Annotated in this window: 18 protein-coding genes; 5 read left to right on the top strand and 13 right to left on the bottom strand. The window is 58.0% G+C overall.

What is annotated here, in order from left to right:
* The first annotated feature begins 82 nt into the window (after positions 1-82).
* The 3 genes from J2Y56_RS20005 to J2Y56_RS19995 all read left to right on the top strand — a co-directional run bounded on the left by J2Y56_RS20005 (position 83) and on the right by J2Y56_RS19995 (position 1,659).
* Entirely contained in the window at positions 83-691 is a 609-nt protein-coding gene (locus tag J2Y56_RS20005; RefSeq protein WP_310352185.1) for an RNase A-like domain-containing protein, read from the top strand.
* Positions 688-996 (top strand): contact-dependent growth inhibition system immunity protein, encoded by a 309-nt coding sequence (locus J2Y56_RS20000; protein ID WP_310337421.1) that lies wholly within the window; start codon positions 688-690, stop codon positions 994-996. The genes J2Y56_RS20005 and J2Y56_RS20000 overlap by 4 nt, the downstream gene beginning before the upstream one ends.
* Positions 997-1,335: 339 nt before the next feature.
* Positions 1,336-1,659, top strand: coding sequence for a hypothetical protein (locus tag J2Y56_RS19995; RefSeq protein ID WP_310352181.1), 324 nt, complete (start codon positions 1,336-1,338; stop codon positions 1,657-1,659).
* Between the two features lie 268 nt (positions 1,660-1,927).
* Here the strand turns inward: J2Y56_RS19995 and J2Y56_RS19990 are convergent, their stop codons facing one another.
* On the bottom strand, positions 1,928-4,009 hold the full coding sequence (locus J2Y56_RS19990) for a carboxy terminal-processing peptidase (RefSeq protein WP_310352189.1): 2,082 nt from the start codon (positions 4,007-4,009) through the stop codon (positions 1,928-1,930).
* 139 nt (positions 4,010-4,148) lie between these two features.
* Here J2Y56_RS19990 and J2Y56_RS19985 point away from each other — a divergent pair, with 139 nt between their 5' ends.
* The gene (locus tag J2Y56_RS19985; RefSeq protein ID WP_310352180.1) at positions 4,149-5,111 is read left to right on the top strand and encodes a zinc-binding dehydrogenase; all 963 of its coding nucleotides are present in this window, start codon (positions 4,149-4,151) and stop codon (positions 5,109-5,111) included.
* 112 nt (positions 5,112-5,223) lie between these two features.
* Here J2Y56_RS19985 and J2Y56_RS19980 read toward each other — a convergent pair whose 3' ends face one another.
* From J2Y56_RS19980 to J2Y56_RS19955, 6 genes are all read right to left on the bottom strand, one after another.
* Positions 5,224-5,877 carry an HAD family phosphatase gene (locus tag J2Y56_RS19980; RefSeq protein WP_007944419.1) on the bottom strand — a complete coding sequence of 218 codons (654 nt, stop codon included), beginning with the start codon at positions 5,875-5,877 and terminating at the stop codon, positions 5,224-5,226.
* A 110-nt stretch (positions 5,878-5,987) separates the two neighbouring features.
* Positions 5,988-6,977 (bottom strand): ABC transporter ATP-binding protein, encoded by a 990-nt coding sequence (locus J2Y56_RS19975; protein ID WP_310352179.1) that lies wholly within the window; start codon positions 6,975-6,977, stop codon positions 5,988-5,990.
* Positions 6,974-7,774 (bottom strand): ABC transporter permease, encoded by an 801-nt coding sequence (locus J2Y56_RS19970; RefSeq protein WP_310352177.1) that lies wholly within the window; start codon positions 7,772-7,774, stop codon positions 6,974-6,976. The genes J2Y56_RS19975 and J2Y56_RS19970 overlap by 4 nt, the downstream gene beginning before the upstream one ends.
* Positions 7,761-8,606 carry an ABC transporter permease subunit gene (locus J2Y56_RS19965; RefSeq protein WP_007944422.1) on the bottom strand — a complete coding sequence of 282 codons (846 nt, stop codon included), beginning with the start codon at positions 8,604-8,606 and terminating at the stop codon, positions 7,761-7,763. The genes J2Y56_RS19970 and J2Y56_RS19965 overlap by 14 nt, the downstream gene beginning before the upstream one ends.
* The gene (locus J2Y56_RS19960; RefSeq protein ID WP_007944423.1) at positions 8,603-9,409 is read right to left on the bottom strand and encodes an alkaline phosphatase family protein; all 807 of its coding nucleotides are present in this window, start codon (positions 9,407-9,409) and stop codon (positions 8,603-8,605) included. Before J2Y56_RS19960 ends, J2Y56_RS19965 begins: the two co-directional genes overlap by 4 nt.
* A 172-nt stretch (positions 9,410-9,581) precedes the next feature.
* A complete protein-coding gene (locus J2Y56_RS19955; protein WP_007944424.1) occupies positions 9,582-10,646 on the bottom strand; it encodes an ABC transporter substrate-binding protein in 1,065 nt (354 codons plus the stop codon).
* A gap of 361 nt (positions 10,647-11,007) precedes the next feature.
* Between J2Y56_RS19955 and J2Y56_RS19950 the strand changes: the two genes are divergently transcribed.
* Positions 11,008-11,721, top strand: coding sequence for a UTRA domain-containing protein (locus J2Y56_RS19950; RefSeq protein ID WP_007944425.1), 714 nt, complete (start codon positions 11,008-11,010; stop codon positions 11,719-11,721).
* Between the two features lie 28 nt (positions 11,722-11,749).
* Here the strand turns inward: J2Y56_RS19950 and J2Y56_RS19945 are convergent, their stop codons facing one another.
* From J2Y56_RS19945 to minD, 6 genes are all read right to left on the bottom strand, one after another.
* The gene (locus J2Y56_RS19945) at positions 11,750-13,906 is read right to left on the bottom strand and encodes a mechanosensitive ion channel family protein (RefSeq protein ID WP_310352174.1); all 2,157 of its coding nucleotides are present in this window, start codon (positions 13,904-13,906) and stop codon (positions 11,750-11,752) included.
* Positions 13,907-13,983: 77 nt separating this feature from the next.
* Positions 13,984-14,160: a hypothetical protein gene (locus tag J2Y56_RS19940; protein WP_007944427.1), complete on the bottom strand. Its 177-nt coding sequence runs from the start codon at positions 14,158-14,160 to the stop codon at positions 13,984-13,986.
* A gap of 176 nt (positions 14,161-14,336) precedes the next feature.
* On the bottom strand, positions 14,337-15,626 hold the full coding sequence (locus J2Y56_RS19935; protein ID WP_310352172.1) for a M18 family aminopeptidase: 1,290 nt from the start codon (positions 15,624-15,626) through the stop codon (positions 14,337-14,339).
* A gap of 55 nt (positions 15,627-15,681) precedes the next feature.
* Positions 15,682-16,317 (bottom strand): RluA family pseudouridine synthase, encoded by a 636-nt coding sequence (locus J2Y56_RS19930; RefSeq protein WP_007944430.1) that lies wholly within the window; start codon positions 16,315-16,317, stop codon positions 15,682-15,684.
* A gap of 90 nt (positions 16,318-16,407) precedes the next feature.
* Complete coding sequence (gene minE / locus J2Y56_RS19925; RefSeq protein ID WP_007944431.1) at positions 16,408-16,662, bottom strand: cell division topological specificity factor MinE; 255 nt, start codon at positions 16,660-16,662, stop codon at positions 16,408-16,410.
* Complete coding sequence (gene minD, locus J2Y56_RS19920; RefSeq protein WP_007944432.1) at positions 16,662-17,474, bottom strand: septum site-determining protein MinD; 813 nt, start codon at positions 17,472-17,474, stop codon at positions 16,662-16,664. The genes minE and minD overlap by 1 nt, the downstream gene beginning before the upstream one ends.
* Positions 17,475-17,506 lie beyond the last annotated feature (32 nt).

The following is a 17,506-nucleotide window of genomic DNA, read 5'->3' as shown; positions in this document are numbered from 1 at the left end:
ACTACGAAGCCTTGCTGCCATGGAACTGCTCGCCAGAGATGCCACGGTAAACATAAAGCCCACTTCTTAGAAGGTGGGGTTTATGGATCGCATACAATACTTCGACACCGAGAGCGGTCTGCACTACAACCGGCATCGGTACTATGATCCGCAGGTTGGCCGGTACCTGACACCTGATCCGATCAAGTTGGCGGGTGGGTTGAATCTGTACCAGTACACGCCGAATCCGACGGGGTGGGTTGATCCGTTGGGGTTGGCATGCAACCAGTGTCCCGGAGATATGGATGCTGATGGACCGTACAGCGAAATTGTTCCAGGTGGAGGTTTGGCTGCGCATGAGGCGCAGGGGGGACATCTTATTGCCAAGCATATTGGGAGAACGAATTTGCAGTTAGCTCAAAGACTAGAGGCAGAGCCAACTATTCCCGCAGCTTCAACATTTCCGGATAGAACTAGCGCGGAATCGGTTGTCGCTAGGGTGTTAGCTGAAAATAAAAAGCGTGTAGACAAATTTCTGAAAAGTACGAAGGGTAAGACGACTATCACGCATAAATTCGATCATCCTGTAGGCATAAGTTTGCCCAACGGTGGTACTGAATATATACCTGCCTCGAAGGTGCTGTTGGTATTGATAAAGGATGCCCGACGTCATGAGGGATATTTCTTGCTGACAGGATTTCCAGAGCTATGAACAGAGAGTTTCCCGAGTTGCACGATTTTTTTGGTGCGTACTTTCATCAAGACTGGTTGGTTGAGCACGATACTGCGGAGCAGGTGCTCGATTCCTTTTTAACCGAGTCTCATATCGACGATTTAATGGTGGTCCGAAAAGAACTCAACGCACTGCTTGATCAGGAAAAAGATGAGTTGGTGCTGCGAGAGTATCTGTTGAAAGAGCTGAGTTGTTACTACTGCTATTGGAAGGAGTGGGAGTCAGGGCAAGCTTGGTTGCGTCATATTGCGAGCAGGTTGGCCAAACGACTTGAACGTTTTTGATGAGTGGAAGGCAGCGAAATTTCTGGGCAAACTCATCGGAAATTTCCTTCAACTCCTAGCGGTTTCCATGAACTGGTGCAACTCGGATCACATCGATAGTCTTTCACCTGTCGCTGCAAATTCAGTGACAGGGTGTGGAAGCCCTTCTATCGTTAGGCGCATCAAGCGCCACCAGTTCGGCGCTTTTTATCGTCTGTATTTTATGGTGGCTGTGCGCGGGGCGCTTTCGAGTGCGCCGGGTGCCTAACGTCCCGGTCTTCCACACCTGCGTACAGCCGCCACCTATTCGCGTGGAAGTGATTTCTGGCGGCTTCAATCCATACGTTAGGACTCAAATTGATGAATACCCTTCACCCCGATCCCCCCTACGAAAAACCAATCCCTCACCCCAAAAACCGTTTCATGGCTCTCACCAGCAACTGCACCGACATGCCCACGCTGTTCGTCGATACCCACGCGCCGCTCGATGTTTTATACGACGCCGCCAACTATCGAATTCGCGCCGTCACGCAGGTGCTGGAGAACATGTCGATGCGCGGTTCGGTTGAGTGTGAGTCGTTCATTCTTAGTGATTTTGCGTTGCTGTGCACCATTCCGTTGCGCGATGGGTGTGATGTGCTGGATGTGCTCGGGCGGCGGTTGCGGGCTCAGGCTTCGGAGTAACGCCGCTGAAAGATCGTTCCCACGCTCCGCGTGGGAATGCAGCCCGTGACGCTCTGCGTCACAGGGGTGCCCGGCGCGATGCCGGCGCTGTAGCTGGAACGCGGAGCGTCCCTGGAGGCATTCCCACGCGGAGCGTGGGAACGATCACAATATCTAGGCAATAAAAAAGGACTGGGAGCAAACTCTTGTTGAAGAGGTGCTCCCAGTCCCTTATTTCACGACAGAGTGATGACGCTCCGGGGAGCGCCAGCATTAAATCGCCATCGTCTTAGTGCTTGGCAACCGCAGTATTGAGTTTCAGGTAGTCCAGCAGAATTCGACCAGCCTCGCTCAGGTAAGCGTCGTCTTCTGGCTTGGTCTTGTCCGGCTCGGCCGCGATGGCGTCTTCGTCTTCTTTCTTCAGCTCTTTGAGCGGTTCTTCGCCTTTGGCCTTGCGACGGATGTTTTCCATCGCCAACTGTTTGGCTTCGATGTCGGTGTGCTGCGCCCGACGTTCGACTTCGTTGAGGCTGACGGTTTTCTCATCCATCAGCTTCTGCGCCAGGGCCAGCTTGTCGCGGATGAACACGAACTCCGCGTCTTTGGCCGAGCGTGCGTCATGCTCGGACTTGAGCTGTGTGATGTACGGCTTGTATGGATCAACCGCAGGCTTGATGGCCGGCTTGATGGTGTCCCACGGCATGGCTTCCGGCAGGGCGCTTTCACCGATTTCCTTGGTGTCGATGAGGGACGGGTAATCGATGTCTGGCAGGACGCCCTGATGCTGGGTGCTCTGGCCGGAAACCCGGTAGAACTTGGCCAGGGTCAGTTTCAGCTCGCCATGGTTCAGCGGCTGAATGGTCTGCACGGTGCCTTTGCCGAAGGTCTGGCCACCGATGATCAGCGCGCGGTGGTAATCCTGCATGGCGCCGGCAAAAATTTCCGATGCCGAGGCGGACAAGCGGTTGACCAACAACACCATCGGGCCCTTGTAGAAGGCGCCCGGGTTTTCATCTTCCAGCACATCGACCCGGCCATCGGCGTTACGCACCAGAACCGTAGGCCCCTTGTCGATGAACAGACTGGTCAGCTCGGTGGCTTCCTGCAAGGAACCGCCGCCGTTGTTGCGCAGGTCGATAACTACGCCGTCGACCTTGTCTTTCTGCAACTCGGTCAGCAGTTTCTTGACGTCGCGTGTGGTGCTCTTGTAGTCCGGATCGCCAGCACGGAAAGCTTTGAAGTCGAGGTAGAAAGCCGGAATCTCGATGACGCCGAGCTTGTAGTCCTTGCCATCCTGTTTCAGGTTGAGGACCGACTTCTTCACCGCCTGATCTTCAAGCTTCACCGCTTCGCGGGTGATCGGCACGATTTTGCTGGTCTGGTCGTTGGGCGCATTGCTGGCCGGAATGACTTCCAGGCGCACGACGGTGCCTTTCGGACCGCGGATCAGTTTGACCACTTCGTCCAGGCGCCAGCCGACCACGTCGACCATCTCTTTATTGCCTTGGGCAACACCGATGATCTTGTCGGCAGGGGCAACCATTTTGGTCTTGTCGGCCGGGCCGGCAGGCACCAGACGCACGACCTTTACCTGGTCGTTGTCGCTCTGCAACACGGCGCCGATGCCCTCCAGGGACAGACTCATGTTGATGTCGAAGTTTTCCGCATTATCCGGTGACAGATAGTTGGTGTGCGGGTCGTAGGACATGGCGAAGGTGTTGATGTACGCCTGGAAGATGTCTTCCGCACGGGTCTGGTCCAGGCGCGCCAACTGGTTCTTGTAGCGCTTGATCAAGGTTTCCTGAATCTGCTTGGAGTCCTTGCCCGCAATCTTCTGCCGCAGCACTTCGTCCTTGACGCGTTTGCGCCACAGGTCGTTGAGTTCGGCAGTGGATTTGAGCCAAGGTGCGTCCTTGCGGTCGATCAGCAAGGTTTCCTTGGCGGTGAAGTCGATCTTGTCGACGCCTTTGTTCAACTCGGCAAGGGCGAAGTCCAGACGCGCCTTGACGCGGTCCAGGTAGCGCTTGTAAATGGTGAACCCGGCGTTCAGGTCGCCGCTTTTGAGGAAATCGTCAAACTGGGTTTTCCACTTGTCGAATTCGGCAATGTCGCTGGCCATGAAGTAGCTGCGCGACGGGTCCAGCAGCTTGAGATAACTGTCGTAGATGATCACGGAACGCGCGTCATCGAGCGGCGGTTTGCTGTAGTGATGGCGCTTGAGCAATTCGACTACGTTCAGACTGGCGATTACTTCGTCACGATCAGGCTGAAGCTTGTCCCAGCTATTGGCGGCAAACGTATTGGTCGACAGCGGCAACAGGCCGATACCGATGCAGAGGGCAAGGGCGGAGCCAGAGAAAAAATGCTTCATGCTGATTCGACGCGGGGACAATTGATCACGCATATTAGGCCGTCTTTGAAGTCGCCGGATCCACGAGAACCGGTCGCATAATGCAAGAAAGCCCGGCGCTACAGCTACGGGCTCAGTCCAGACTCACTATGGAGGCACTGTGAAAGCATTGCAAGGCGTTGAAGGTCAAGTGGAGTGGCTTGAAGAGCCCAGTCCTACATGCGATGTAGGACAAGTTCGTATCCGAGTGGCGGCAGCGGGGCTTAATCGTGCCGATTTGTTGCAGAAAGCGGGCCTCTATCCACCCCCGCCGGGAGCCAGTCAAGTACTGGGTCTTGAGTGTTCAGGGGTGATCAGCGAGGTGGGCGCGGGGTCTTCCTGGCAGGTCGGTGATCGGGTTTGCGCCTTGCTGGCCGGGGGTGGAATGGCCGAAGAAGTAGTTGTCGACGGGCGGCATGTGTTGCCGGTTCCCGAAGGACTGTCCCTGGTCGAGGCGGCCGCCTTGCCAGAAGTATATGCGACCGTTTGGCTGAATTTGTTTCAGCTGGCTGCGCTCAAACCGGGTGAGAAAGTTCTTCTGCACGCCGGAGCAAGTGGAATTGGTTCAGCTGCCATTCAGCTCTGCAAGGCGTTTGGTAATCCGTGCTGGGTCAGCGTCGGTTCCGCCGAGCGTTTGGCTTACTGTGAAGCACTGGGGGCGCAGGGTGGGGTGGTGCGCCAGGGTGGCCTGGACAGTTTGAATGATCTGGGGCCGTTCGATGTGATCCTGGATCCAGTGGGCGGCAACTACGCCGCGCTGAATCTGAAGCTGCTGGCCCGCGATGGACGTTGGGTGCTGATCGGCCTGATGGGTGGGCGTGAGGCACAACTGGATCTGGCGCAGGTGCTGGCCAAGCGTGTGCAACTGCTGGGCTCGACGTTGCGCAACCGCGACGAGCAGTTCAAGGCGGACTTGTTCAGTGATCTGAGCCAGCATGTCTGGCCATTGTTTGCAGAGGGGCGTTTGAGCCCGCAACTGGCCAGGACATTCCCGATCAAGGATGCCGAAGCGGCGTTTGCGGAGTTGGCGAGCAATACTGTGGCGGGGAAACTGGTGCTGGTGATCGACGAAAGCCTGACCTGACAACACAAAACCTGTGAGAACTAGCCTGCTGGCGATGAACGATGGCGCGGTTTTCCAGCTGAACCGCGTCATCGTTCATCGCCAGCAGGCTAGCTCCCACAGGGGATTTGCGTTACTTCCAGATATGGATCGGCCAGCCGGCTTTTTCGGCGTGCTCAAGCAGGACCGGATCCGGGTTCACCACGTGTGGGAAATCCACCTTCAAAAGCAGCGGCAAATCGTTACGTGAGTCGGAATAAAAGCTCGCGCCTTCGAGGTTTTCCTCTTCCGCATCCAGCCATTCCAGCAGACGGGTGATTTTGCCTTCGCGGTAGGTCAGCGTGCCAACGGTGTGGCCGCTGTACACCCCATGCGCGACTTCCAGTTCAATGCCGAGAATCTCGTCGATGCCCAGGCGATCTGCAATCGGCCGCACCAGGTGCGTGCCAGACGCGGATATCACCAGAATCCGGTCGCCAGCCTTGCGATGGGCGGCAATCGCTTTAGTAGCGTCGCTGAAGATGATCGGCTCGATGAAATCTTCAACCCATGGCCCGACCAGGTGATCGACCTCTTCAGGCGTCCGGCCGATCATCGGCTCAAGGCTGAACTCCATGTACTCTTCCATACGCAACTTGCCGTGGCTGTAAGCGTCCATCAGCTCATTGTTCTGCCGCATGAACGACTCAGGGTCGACCCAACCCAAGCGGCCCATTTGCTCGCTCCAGAGGGTGGCGCAGTCGCCGTGGATCAGGGTTTCGTCCAGATCAAAAATTGCCAGGGCCATCAGTGGGTTCTCCCTGAGAACAGCTTCAAGCGGCAAGCTTCAAGCTGCAAGGTGGATAGAGGTAATCAGTCGTTTACTTGCAGCTTACAGCTTGAAGCTTGCAACTGCTTTCAAGCTACCTCACAGAGCGCCGCTGGATCGATGGAAAGCGCCAGACGCTGACCATCGGGATGCAGGTCGGCCGCCGAGCGGTTCAGAACATCCACCACCAATTCCACGCCGCGGGCTTCGACCCGGTAACGAATCACGTTGCCGAGCAAGCTGTGGCTGTGCACCTGGGCGTCCAGTTGACCGTTCAGACTCAGTTCGATGGCTTCCGGGCGAATCGCTATGCGGTGGTTGATCGGCCGTTGCAGCAACCTTGTAGCACTGTCGGCGTCCAGCAAGTTGTAATTGCCGATAAATCCGGCGGCAAACACATCCACAGGCGCGGTGTACAGGGTTTCGGCGTCTCCGCTTTGTACGATCTTTCCCTGATTCATCAGGAAAATCCGGTCAGACATGGTCAGCGCTTCTTCCTGATCGTGTGTGACGAAAATCGTGGTCAGGCCCAGTTCGCGCTGGATCTGACGGATCTGTTCGCGCAAGTGCTTGCGAATCCGTGCGTCAAGGGCCGACAGCGGTTCATCCAGCAGCAACAGGCGTGGTCGCGTAACCAGCGAGCGGGCGAGGGCCACACGCTGGCACTGACCACCAGACAGTTGATGAGGGAACCGCGCGGCGAAGTCGTTCAGTTCCACCAGCTTGAGCACTTCGGCAACGCGCCTTTGACTGTCGTCGGTGTTGACCTTCTGCATTCGCAGTCCGAAAGCGATGTTTTGTTCCACGGTCATGTTCGGGAACAGTGCATAACTCTGAAAGACCATGCCGATCCCGCGTTTCTGCGGGCTCAATGGAACGAGGTCCTGACCCTCCAGCAAAATCTTGCCGCCATCGACCGAGGTCAGGCCGGCGATGCAACGCAACAGTGTCGATTTACCGCAACCTGACGGGCCGAGCAGGGTGACGAACTCACCCTTCTGGATCTCGCAGTTGATGTCGCTGAATACCGTGGTGCCCGAGTAGTTTTTTTGAAGATGTTGGACGCTGACATAGCTCATTCGCTTTTGTCCTTGTTCAAGATATTGGCCGCCCAGGTCAGAACCAGCACAAAGAAGAAATAGGAAATCACCAGTGCACTGGTGAAGTGGCCGCTGCTGTTGCGCATGTTGTTGAGGTAGACCTGCAGGGTTTCGTAGCGGGTGCCGACGAGGATGTTGGCGAACACGAATTCCCCGAACAGGAACGAGAACGACAGCAGCAGCGCCACCATCAAGCCCTTGCGCAGGTTTGGCAGCACCACCAGGAACGCCGCTTGCCAGGTGCTGGCGCCGAGCAGCTGTGCGGCGTCCATCAGGTCGCGCAGGTTGATGGCTTGCAGGTTGTTGGTGATCGCCCGGTACATGAACGGCAGCGCAATCGTGAAATAGCAGCCAATCAGAATCCACGGTGTACCCACCATCGCGAACGGTCCAGAACCGTAGAGCTGCAACAGCCCCACCGACGACACCACTGGCGGCACCGCGAAGGGCAGCAGGATCAGAATGTTCATCAGGGCGTCGAGTTTCGGGAAGTGGTAATGCACCACAAACAGCAATGGCAGAATCAGTACCACCGACAACAGCAACGAGCCGACGCAGACCAGCAGTGACTGACCGAACGCACCGAGGAAGCGCGGGTCGCTCCACAGCTGGAGGTACCACTTGAAGGTAAAACCGCTGGGCAGAATGGTCGCCGACCAACTGCTGGAGATCGAGTAGATCAGCGTCCCGATCAGCGGCAACAACAGAATGGCAAACAGCAGGTACACCACGATGCGGTGATAGACACCGACGGGGCCCAGTTCAACGCGAGACATGGTAGCTCCTCTTCAACAGCAGCTGATGCACGAGGGTCACCAGGGTCATCAATGCCACCAGCACCACCGCCAGGGCACTGGCGAGGTTCGGGTCCAGGGAAATATCACCGGAGACCATCGCCGCGATGCGGATGGTCATCACGTTGAAGTTGCCGGTGGTCAGCGCGTAAACCGTCGCGTAGGCGCCGAGGGCATTGGCCAGCAGGATCACGAACGTACCGAGCAACGCCGGCGTCAGTACCGGTAAGCCGATATGCCGCCAGAACTGCCAGCCATTTGCGCCGAGCAATTCGGCGGACTCGCGCCAGTCTTCGCGCAAGGCATCGAAAGCCGGGTAGAGCAGCAACACGCCGAGCGGAATCTGGAAATAGGTGTAGAGAATAATCAGCCCGGTTTTCGAGTACAGGTTGAAATCCTGAATGATCCCGGCCTGCTTGAGCATGATGGTGAAGCTGCCGTTGAAGCCCAGCAGGATGATGAACGCGAAGGCCAGGGGCACGCCGGCGAAGTTGCTGGTCATGTTGGCGAAAGCGTTGACGAAATTACGCAGTTTCGAGTCGACCCGGCGCAGGGAGTAGGCACCCAGCACCGCGATAATGATCCCGAATACGCTGGACCAGAAACTGATCTCGAGGCTGTACTGGATCGCCTGCAAGTAGAACTTTGAGCTGAAAATCTTGGTGAAGTTGGCCAGTCCCCAGCCGAATTCTTCCGACTCCAGACTGTTGATCATTACCCAGACCAGCGGGGCGATTTCAAACACGATAAAAAACAGGGCGAAAGGTACAAGACACAAGGCTGCCAACCACTTGCTACGGGTATTGGCATTCACTTGAGCAACTCCTGGCACACCGGTTTGTCGTGGGCCACGCCCAGCAATTTGCAAATCGTGCCGCAGATTTCGGTCTGTTTCGGCGTGGCGTCGGGGTTGAGACTGAACGCGTCACCGAGGACAAACAGCGGCACTTCGCGCTCTTCCGGCAACAGGCCGTTGTGGGAGCGGTCGTTGTTCATGCCGTGGTCGGCGGTCACCAGCACTTGATAACCGGCGTCGAGCCAGGTGCGCAGGTAGTCAGCCAGAATAATGTCGGCCGTGCGCGCGCTGTTGCGGTATTGCGGGGTGTCGAGACCGTGTTTGTGCCCGGCGTCGTCGATGTTCATCGGGTGGATCAAGAGAAAATTCGGCGCATGACGCAGGCGCAGGCTTTCGGCGTCGGCGAACAGGTGAGAGTCCGGGTAGTGGTCGTTCCAGTAGAAGTGACCGTGCTGGATAGGCAGGAATTCATCATCGGTGTGACGATCCCGTGCAGCCACAAACGGCGAACGGTTATACAGCTCGCTGACCCAGTGATACGCCGCTGCGGCAGTTATCAGACCGGCGTCCGTGGCGTAGTGATAGATGCTGCGCTGGTTGGACAGGCGCGAGACATTGTTGTGAACGATGCCGCTCTCGATGGGCGGGACACCCGTGAGAATGCATTCATAGAGTGGGCGGGACAGGGACGGCAGTTCGCACTCCAGCTTGTAGAGCGCGGCGCGCCCAGCGCCGACGTACGCCTGCAAGTGCCCCATGGTGTGGCGTGCGACGTCGTGGTTGAGACCGTCGAGCACGACAAGGATGACGTTGTGCTTCATGGGCTGAAACTCCGCAATACAAAAATTCAGAAACTCAGGCTTCACTCGATCCAATGTGGGAGCGGCGGTGCGACGATTCGACTTGCTTGCGAAAGCGGTGTGCCAGTCAACCTAAATGTTGAATGTAAAACCGCTTTCGCGAGCAGGCTCGCTCCCACAGGGATTTACGACATCACTTCATTTCTACGATGACTTCTTCGTTCCACATCTGAGGAAGGGCTTTGGAGGTCTTTTCCCATGCGTCGGCGTCTTTGATCGGCTTCACGTTCTTGTACTGCTCGTTAGGCAGCAGCTTGGACTTCACGTCGTCTGGCAGTGTGATGTGCTCGGCACGGATCGGACGTGCGTTGCCTTTTGCCAGGTTGATCTGGCCGGCGTCGCTGAAAATGTATTCGCGGGTCAGCTTGGCGGCGTTCGGGTTTTTCGCGTACTTGTTGATGATGGTGGTGTAGCCGGAGATCACTGAACCATCGGACGGGATCAGCACCACGTAATCATCCGGGTTAGCCATCTTGGCCTTGTAGCTCAGGCCGTTGAAGTCCCAGACCACGCCGACTTCGATCTCGCCTTTTTCCATGGCGCCAATGACCGGGTTGGACATCGACAGGCGACCCTGCTTGGCGAGATCGGCGAATAGCAGCAGCGCAGGCTTGAGGTTTTTCTCGTCGCCGCCGTTGGCCAGTGCCGCCGACAGAACGCCGTTTGCAGCCTGGGCCGCGGTGCTTACGTCACCAATGGAAACTTTGTACTTGCCAGTTTTGAGGTCAGCCCACTTGGTCGGCACTTCGGAACCGTGCAGCAGTTTTTTGTTGATGATAAACGCGATGGAGCCGGTATAGGCCAGTGCCCAGTTACCGTCCTTGTCCTTGGCCCAGGGCGGAACCTGATCCCAGGTCGTCGGCTTGTACGGTTGCACCACGCCTTGCTTGACCGCGATCGGGCCGAAGGCTGCACCCACGTCGCCGATGTCAGCGCTGGCGTTGTCTTTTTCAGCGGCGAACTTGGCAATTTCCTGGGCCGAGCTCATGTCGGTGTCGATGTGTTTGAGGCCGTAGGTTTTGGCCAGGTCTTCCCAGGTGCCTTTCCAGTTGGCCCAGTCATCGGGCATGCCGACGCTGTTGACGGCGCCTTCCGCTTTCGCAGCGGCTTCGAGGGTTTTCAAATCATCAGCCGCCATGGCGGCGGTGCACATGGCTATGGTCGAGCCTAACAGTGATGCCAGGAAAAGCTTTTTCATCCGAAGCTCCTTTGGGCGTTTTCAACGCTGCGATTGCGGTTGTGTTGGTCTAGGTCAGCAATACCTGAGCCAATTTAGGCGGGCTCGATGACACTTTCATGTCGGTCGTCGCCCGGCAGCACAGTTATTTGCCCGGTATTGGCAGGTGCACGGTAAGCGTAGACCATGGGTAAAGACCCCGTGAGCAAGGGACTTGGCGGATGTATTGCAGGGTTTTCGGCAGCCGTGGGAATGACCGTTGGGTGGCTTTGTCATCGATCAGTCATCTGCATTGCCTACGCTTGCAGCATGTCGATGAACCGGTTTGACAACGCGGTTTTGCTCTGTAACAGCGCTGGTCTAGTCCAGATAGGTAACTTTGATGCGTGATGAGGCAACGAAAGCGGTGACGGCCATTGGTCAGGTCTTGCAGGAGCAGCTCGACCACGGTTTGTTGGCGCCCGGCAGCAAGCTTCCGGCCGAGCGCAAGCTCAGTGAGTTGTTCGGGACCACACGGATTACCGTGCGCGAGGCGTTGTTGCAACTGGAAGCGCAGGGCCAGATTTATCGCGAAGAGCGCCGTGGCTGGTTCGTTTCACCGCCGCGTCTGGCCTATAACCTGATGCAACGCAGTCACTTTCACGCGATGGTCAGCGCGCAGGGTCGTGTGCCGTCCACCGAAGTGATTTCGGCGCGGTTGCAACCGGCCTCGGCAGCGGTGTGCGCGTGGTTGCAGTTGCCGGCGCTGTCGAGCGTGATCCAGATTTGCCGCGCGCGACGTATTGATGGGCGGCTGGTGTTGTACGTGGAGCACTATTTGAATCCGCTGTATTTTCCGGGAATTCTTGAATTCGATTTGAATCAGTCGATCACCGAGTTGTACGCACGGCATTACGACTTGCACTACGGGCGGGTGCGTTTCGAAATAGTCCCGACATCGCTCTCGGTGGATGCGGCCGCCGCGTTACGCGTTTCGGTGGGCAGCCCGGGTTTGCGCATTGCGCGGGTCAACTACGATCAGCATGAGCGGTTGATCGACTGTGACCTGGAGTTCTGGCGCCATGATGCGATTCATGTCGGGGTGGATGTGGTTTAGTTCGCAGAAAACCGAGTCGCCGCCATCGCTATTCCTTCTGCGCTTCACCCGTCGCCGTAACAACCTGAACACTCATGCGCGGCGTCGCCAGGTCCAGGCCCGCCTCATCCAGATGCCGCTTGAGCGACAGGTTGAATGCCCGTGAAACCTCCCACTGTTTGATCGGCGCGGTTTTGAACCGGGCGCGAAGGATCGCATTGCCAGACTCGAAACTCTCGACCCCCTGGATTTCCAGTGGCGACCAGATGTTGCGACGTTGCAGTGGGTCGGTGCGCATTTTCTGACCGACTTCGCGCATCAGTTTTATCGCGCTATCTATGTCCATGTCGGACGGCACCGCTACCCGGAAAATCGCGTAGCCGAATTCCCGGGAGTAGTTCTTGATGCTTTTGATTTCGCTGAAGGGAATGGTGTGGACGATGCCGTCGATGTCTCGCAGGCGCACCGTGCGGATGGTCAGCCCTTCCACGGTGCCCAGGTGGCCGCCGACGTCCACATAGTCGTCGATGGCCAGGGAGTCTTCGATGATGATGAACAGCCCGGTGATCAAGTCCGCGACCAGCGACTGCGCACCGAAACCGATGGCCAGACCGATCACGCCGGCACCGGCCAGTAATGGCGTGACGTTCATGCCCATGTTCGCCAGCGCGACGATCAGCGCAATAATAAAGATCGCCACGAACAGCACGTTGCGAATCAACGGCATCATCGTCTGTGCGCGGGTATTGGCCAGGCCTTTGCGGGATCGGGTGAGGGCGAGGTGCACGGCCGTGTCGCTGAGAATCCAGATCAGCCAGGCGAAAATCAGCGTGCCGGCGAGGCTGAACAGTTTGACGCTGACTTCATGGCCTTCACCTTCAGTGAACGTGATCAGCGACATGCCCCAAACCCGCAGGCCGAGCTCGATGAACGCCAACCACACGAGCAAGTGAACGAGGGTGTAGAAAAAGTTTTTCAGGCGTTCCGAATACAGCGCATGGCGCTTTACACCGCGTTGCGGTTTAAGGGCGTGGCGCCGCACCAGTCCATTGATGACCATGCTCAACACCAGCAACACGGTGCAGATCAGCGACTGGCGCAATGCGGTGCTGGTGTCGCCCGCCGAGATAAACGTGGCGAACAGCGAGACGCCCACCAGCACCAGTGCCGGGACGTACCAGAAGGTACCGAGAATCTCGATGGTATCGCTCAGGGCGCGACGGGTCAGGCGCCGGGACAGTGGCTGGTTGCGGATCAAATGCGCAATCGGCCGGCGAAACCGCAAGATGAACAGCCCGGTCGAAATCGCGGCCAGTACGTTGGCCGCCGTCGCCGCCGTGTGCGCCAGATGGCTGCCGAGACCGGCGATCAGTCGCGGATCGTTCAGCGCCTCACCAAACGCGGCGAAACTGCCGATCAGCCACAATGGCCGAAATGCCTGGTGCCGCAGGATATACAAGGCGCGGTGGCGGTGCGGACCATCGAGCAGGGAGAACGCGATCACACAGATCGCCGAGAAACAGGTGCCAACCACCAACGCGTAAGCCAGCACCATGGCCAGGCTTTTGCCCAGTGAGGAGGGCAGGGCGTAGCTCATGTAGACGGTGATCACCAGGGCGACCATCCATGGCCCAATCTTGCGCAAGGCGAAGCGCAACATGTCCAGCGCCTTGGGGTGTTGCGGCAGTTCCTCGGTCAGGCCGAAGCGCGTGCGCACCCGGTGACTGATCCAGATCAGGGCCGCCGCCAACAGGCTCCAGACCATCAGGATCATGGCGAACGCGAAGATGATCGGCAGCCACTCACTGGCCGGCAACAACAATGCTGTCAGTTCGTCCCTGGCCTGATCGAGTTCTTCAGTCCAGCGTGTGAGCGGGCTGTCGGCCCCGGAGAATTGTTTTTCGAACGTGGCCAGCGTGCCGCCGATCAAGCCCAGTACGCCTTCTTCGGCGGCGGGTTGCGCCTTTTTGGTGGCATCGCGCAGTTTCTTCAGGTCGGCCAGCAGTTTGCTGCGCTGCTGATCGTTTTCCAGCGACTTGATGACTTCGTCCAGCGATTGGCCCAACGGTTCTTGCGCCTCTGGCTGGGCTTTGGTCGAACTGCCGAGCAGGCCCGGCAAACCGACCGCCTGGGCTGGCGCCATCGGCAGCAACGTCATGAGGCAGACAAGGAAGAAACACGGCAGGGCGAAAAGACGGGCAAGCACTAGGCGGTCAACCTCGGGATGAACGGATCGTCCGAGTGTACGAGCCCCTCTAAATCAATGCGAGTCAGGGGGAGGGTTTATTCGTTGAGTTTGGCGAGGATCTTGAAAATCACGGTGCCGAAAATGGTCAGCATCCCAACCCACATGGCAAATACACCGGCGTTTTTGTCGCGAAAGTTGAAGCCGATTGCCAGCATGAGCATCCCGGCGAGGATCGGGACCAGCATGGCGTGAAACGAAGACAGCGAGATCATGGAGACGGCCTTGTCAGTGGTTAATTTAAGTCTAGGTGGCTTTTGGGTGGCTGATTGTCAGGTGTGTAAAGCAACATGCTGTGGTGGCAGTGCCGCCGTCATCGCGAGCAGGCTCACTCCCACATTGGAATGCAATTCAACTGTGGGAGCTAAGCGGCTCGCGATGCTTTTAGGGGTTACGGCAATTCCTGGCAGGCGTAGAACGCGCTCAGCACTTTGACCAGGTGCGCCAGGTCGTGGCTGCCGCACAGTTCGCGGATCGAGTGCATGGCGAACGTCGGCAGGCCGATGTCCACGGTGCGCACGCCCAGGTGGCTGGCGGTGATCGGGCCGATGGTCGAGCCACAGCCCATGTCGCTGCGCACCACAAAGCTTTGCACCGGTACTTCCTCGGCCATGCACAGGTGGCGGAAGAAGCCGGCGGTTTCGCTGTTGGTGGCGTATCGCTGGTTGCTGTTGACCTTGATCACCGGGCCGGCGTTGAGTTTCGGGCCGTGGTTGGCGTCGTGTTTGTCGGCGTAGTTGGGGTGCACGCCGTGGGCGTTGTCGGCCGAAACCAGCAGGGATTTCTGAATGGTGCGCACGAACTCGTCACCTTCAGGCAGCAGACGACGCAACGTCTGCTCAAGCATCGGACCATCAGCGCCGCACGCCGAACAGGAACCGACTTCTTCGTGATCGTTGCAGACCAGCACACAGGTTTCGTCGGTTTCGGCAGTGAGCAATGCTTGCAGGCCGGCGTAGCACGACAACAGGTTATCCAGGCGCGCGCCGGCGATGAAGTCACCATGCAGGCCGATGACCGCAGCGCTTTGCGTGTCGTAGAAACTCAACTCGTAATCCAGCACCACGTCGGCGTTCAAGCCATGTTCCAGTGCCAGTTGGTTGGTGAGCACGGCGCGGAAGTCCACGCGCTCGTCACCGGCGAATTGCGCGAGGATCGGCGGCAATTCGGTCTGCGCGTTGATCGCCCAGCCCATGTTGGCTTCACGGTTAAGGTGAATCGCCAGATTCGGAATGGTGGCGATGGGCGCCTTGAAGTCGATCAACTGGCTCTCGACCTTGCCGTCGCGGCGGAAGGTCACGCGGCCGGCGAGGGACAGGTCACGGTCAAACCAGGGCGCGAGCAACGCACCACCATAGACTTCGACACCCAATTGCCAGAAACCCTGACGCTGCAGCTCAGGCTGTGGCTTGACCCTCAGGCACGGGCTGTCGGTGTGGGCGCCGACCAGGCGAATTCCGCCATGCAACGGTGAATGCCGACCCATCTTGATCGCGACGATGGAGGAGTCGTTACGGGTGACGTAGTAACGACCGTTGGCTTCGGTGGTCCAGGGCTCGCGCTCGTCAAGGCGTACAAAGCCCGCCGCTTCCAGGCGTTGAACGAGGCTGGCAGTGGCATGGAATGGGGTAGGGGAGGCCTTGAGGAAGTCGATCAGGCCTTGGTTCAACTCTTCGCGCATAAGAAGCTCCAGACAGCAGTGGCGCCAGTTTAACGTATTGAAAGCTCATCGGGCGTCAGAACGGTGCCGGGCACTCGAAACGCAAGCGTTCACCGGTTTGAGGGTGGGTGAAGCTGAGCATACTGGCGTGCAGACACAGGCGCGGCCAGGCGGCCAGGGCTTGTTCGTGGGCATAGAGCCCGTCACCCAGCAGCGGGTGGCCGATGGAGAGCATGTGCACGCGCAATTGGTGCGAGCGGCCGGTGATCGGCGTCAGTTCGACGCGGCACCAGTCGCCACAGCGTTCCAGCACGCGCCAGAAGGTCAGGGCGTGCTTGCCGAATTCGTGGTCGACCACATGGCGTGGTTTGGTCGGCGGATCATAGCGCAAGGGCAAGTCGATGCTGCCGCTGTCCAGTTCCGGCTGACCCCAGCACAATGCCGTATAGGCTTTTTCGGTTTCGCGGTCGTGAAATTGCCGAGACAGCTCGCGATGAGTGTCCGGGTCACGGGCCAGAAGAATAATGCCGGAGGTTTCCCAGTCCAGGCGATGGACGATTCGTGCTTCCGGGTAGCCGTTTTCTTGCAGGCGGGTAATCAGGCAATCCTTGTTGTCGTCAGCCCGGCCAGGGACGGAGAGCAACAGGGTCGGTTTGTTCACCACCAGTACGGCGGCGTCCTGATGGATGATGTGGACATTGGACAACGGCATTAAAACAGCCTCGTAACAAACGCCAACGGCGGCTCAGGCCCCTTCCAGTGGCAGAAGGGCCCTGAGCCGCCGTGGCTCCGACCGGATCGATTAACGATCTGGCAGGGTGATATTGAGTTCCAGAATCGAGCAGCTGCCCTGGTTTTCCAGAGCGACGTGCACGTCATCGGACCCGATATTGACGTACTTGCGGATCACTTCCACCAGTTCCTTCTGCAAGGCTGGCAGGTAGTCCGGGGTACTGCGTTGGCCGCGTTCATGCGCCACGATGATCTGTAGACGCTCTTTCGCTACCGATGCGGTACTTGGCTTCTTGTTGGCACGAAAGAAGTCAAAAATGTTCATTATCTACCTCCAAACAGGCGCTCGAAGAATCCCTTCTTCGTGACATCGAGAAAACGATGTTCCACGGTTTTGCCCAGCAGGCGATCGACGGCATCGCTATACGCCTGACCGGCGTCGCTCTGGTCGTCGAGAATGACTGGCACGCCCGAGTTGGAGGCCTTGAGCACCGCTTGCGATTCCGGAATCACACCCAGCAGGGCGACAGCCAGAATCTCTTTGACGTCTTCGACGCCGAGCATTTCGCCATCGCTGACGCGTTGCGGGTTGTAGCGGGTCAGCAGCAAGTGTTCCTTGATCGGCTCTTCGCCTTTTTCAGCGCGGCGCGATTTGCTGGCCAGCAGGCCCAGCATACGGTCCGAGTCACGAACCGAGGACACTTCCGGGTTGGTCACGATAATCGCTTCATCAGCGAAGTACATGGCCAGGTGGGCGCCTTTTTCGATGCCCGCCGGGGAGTCGCAGACCACGAATTCGAAGTCTTCTTTCAGCGCCATCAGGACTTTTTCAACGCCTTCCTGAGTCAGCGCGTCTTTGTCGCGGGTTTGACTGGCGGCCAGGACGTAGAGGTTTTCCAGGCGCTTGTCTTTGATCAGGGCTTGCTGCAGGTTGGCTTCGCCGTTGACCACGTTGACGAAGTCATACACCACGCGACGCTCGCAACCCATGATCAGGTCGAGGTTACGCAAGCCGACGTCGAAGTCGACGATGACTGTTTTGTGACCACGCAGAGCGAGGCCGGTACCGATAGCGGCGCTGGTGGTGGTCTTACCCACACCACCCTTGCCGGATGTAACCACGAGAATCTTGGCCAAGGTGTTTCACCCCTAAGGAAAAAGGACATTTA

The organism is Pseudomonas sp. BE134 (assembly GCF_031456105.1).
Taxonomy (GTDB): domain Bacteria; phylum Pseudomonadota; class Gammaproteobacteria; order Pseudomonadales; family Pseudomonadaceae; genus Aquipseudomonas.
The sequence above is the reverse complement of the archived record's forward strand: the minus strand, read 5'-3'. Positions and strand labels throughout refer to the sequence as shown.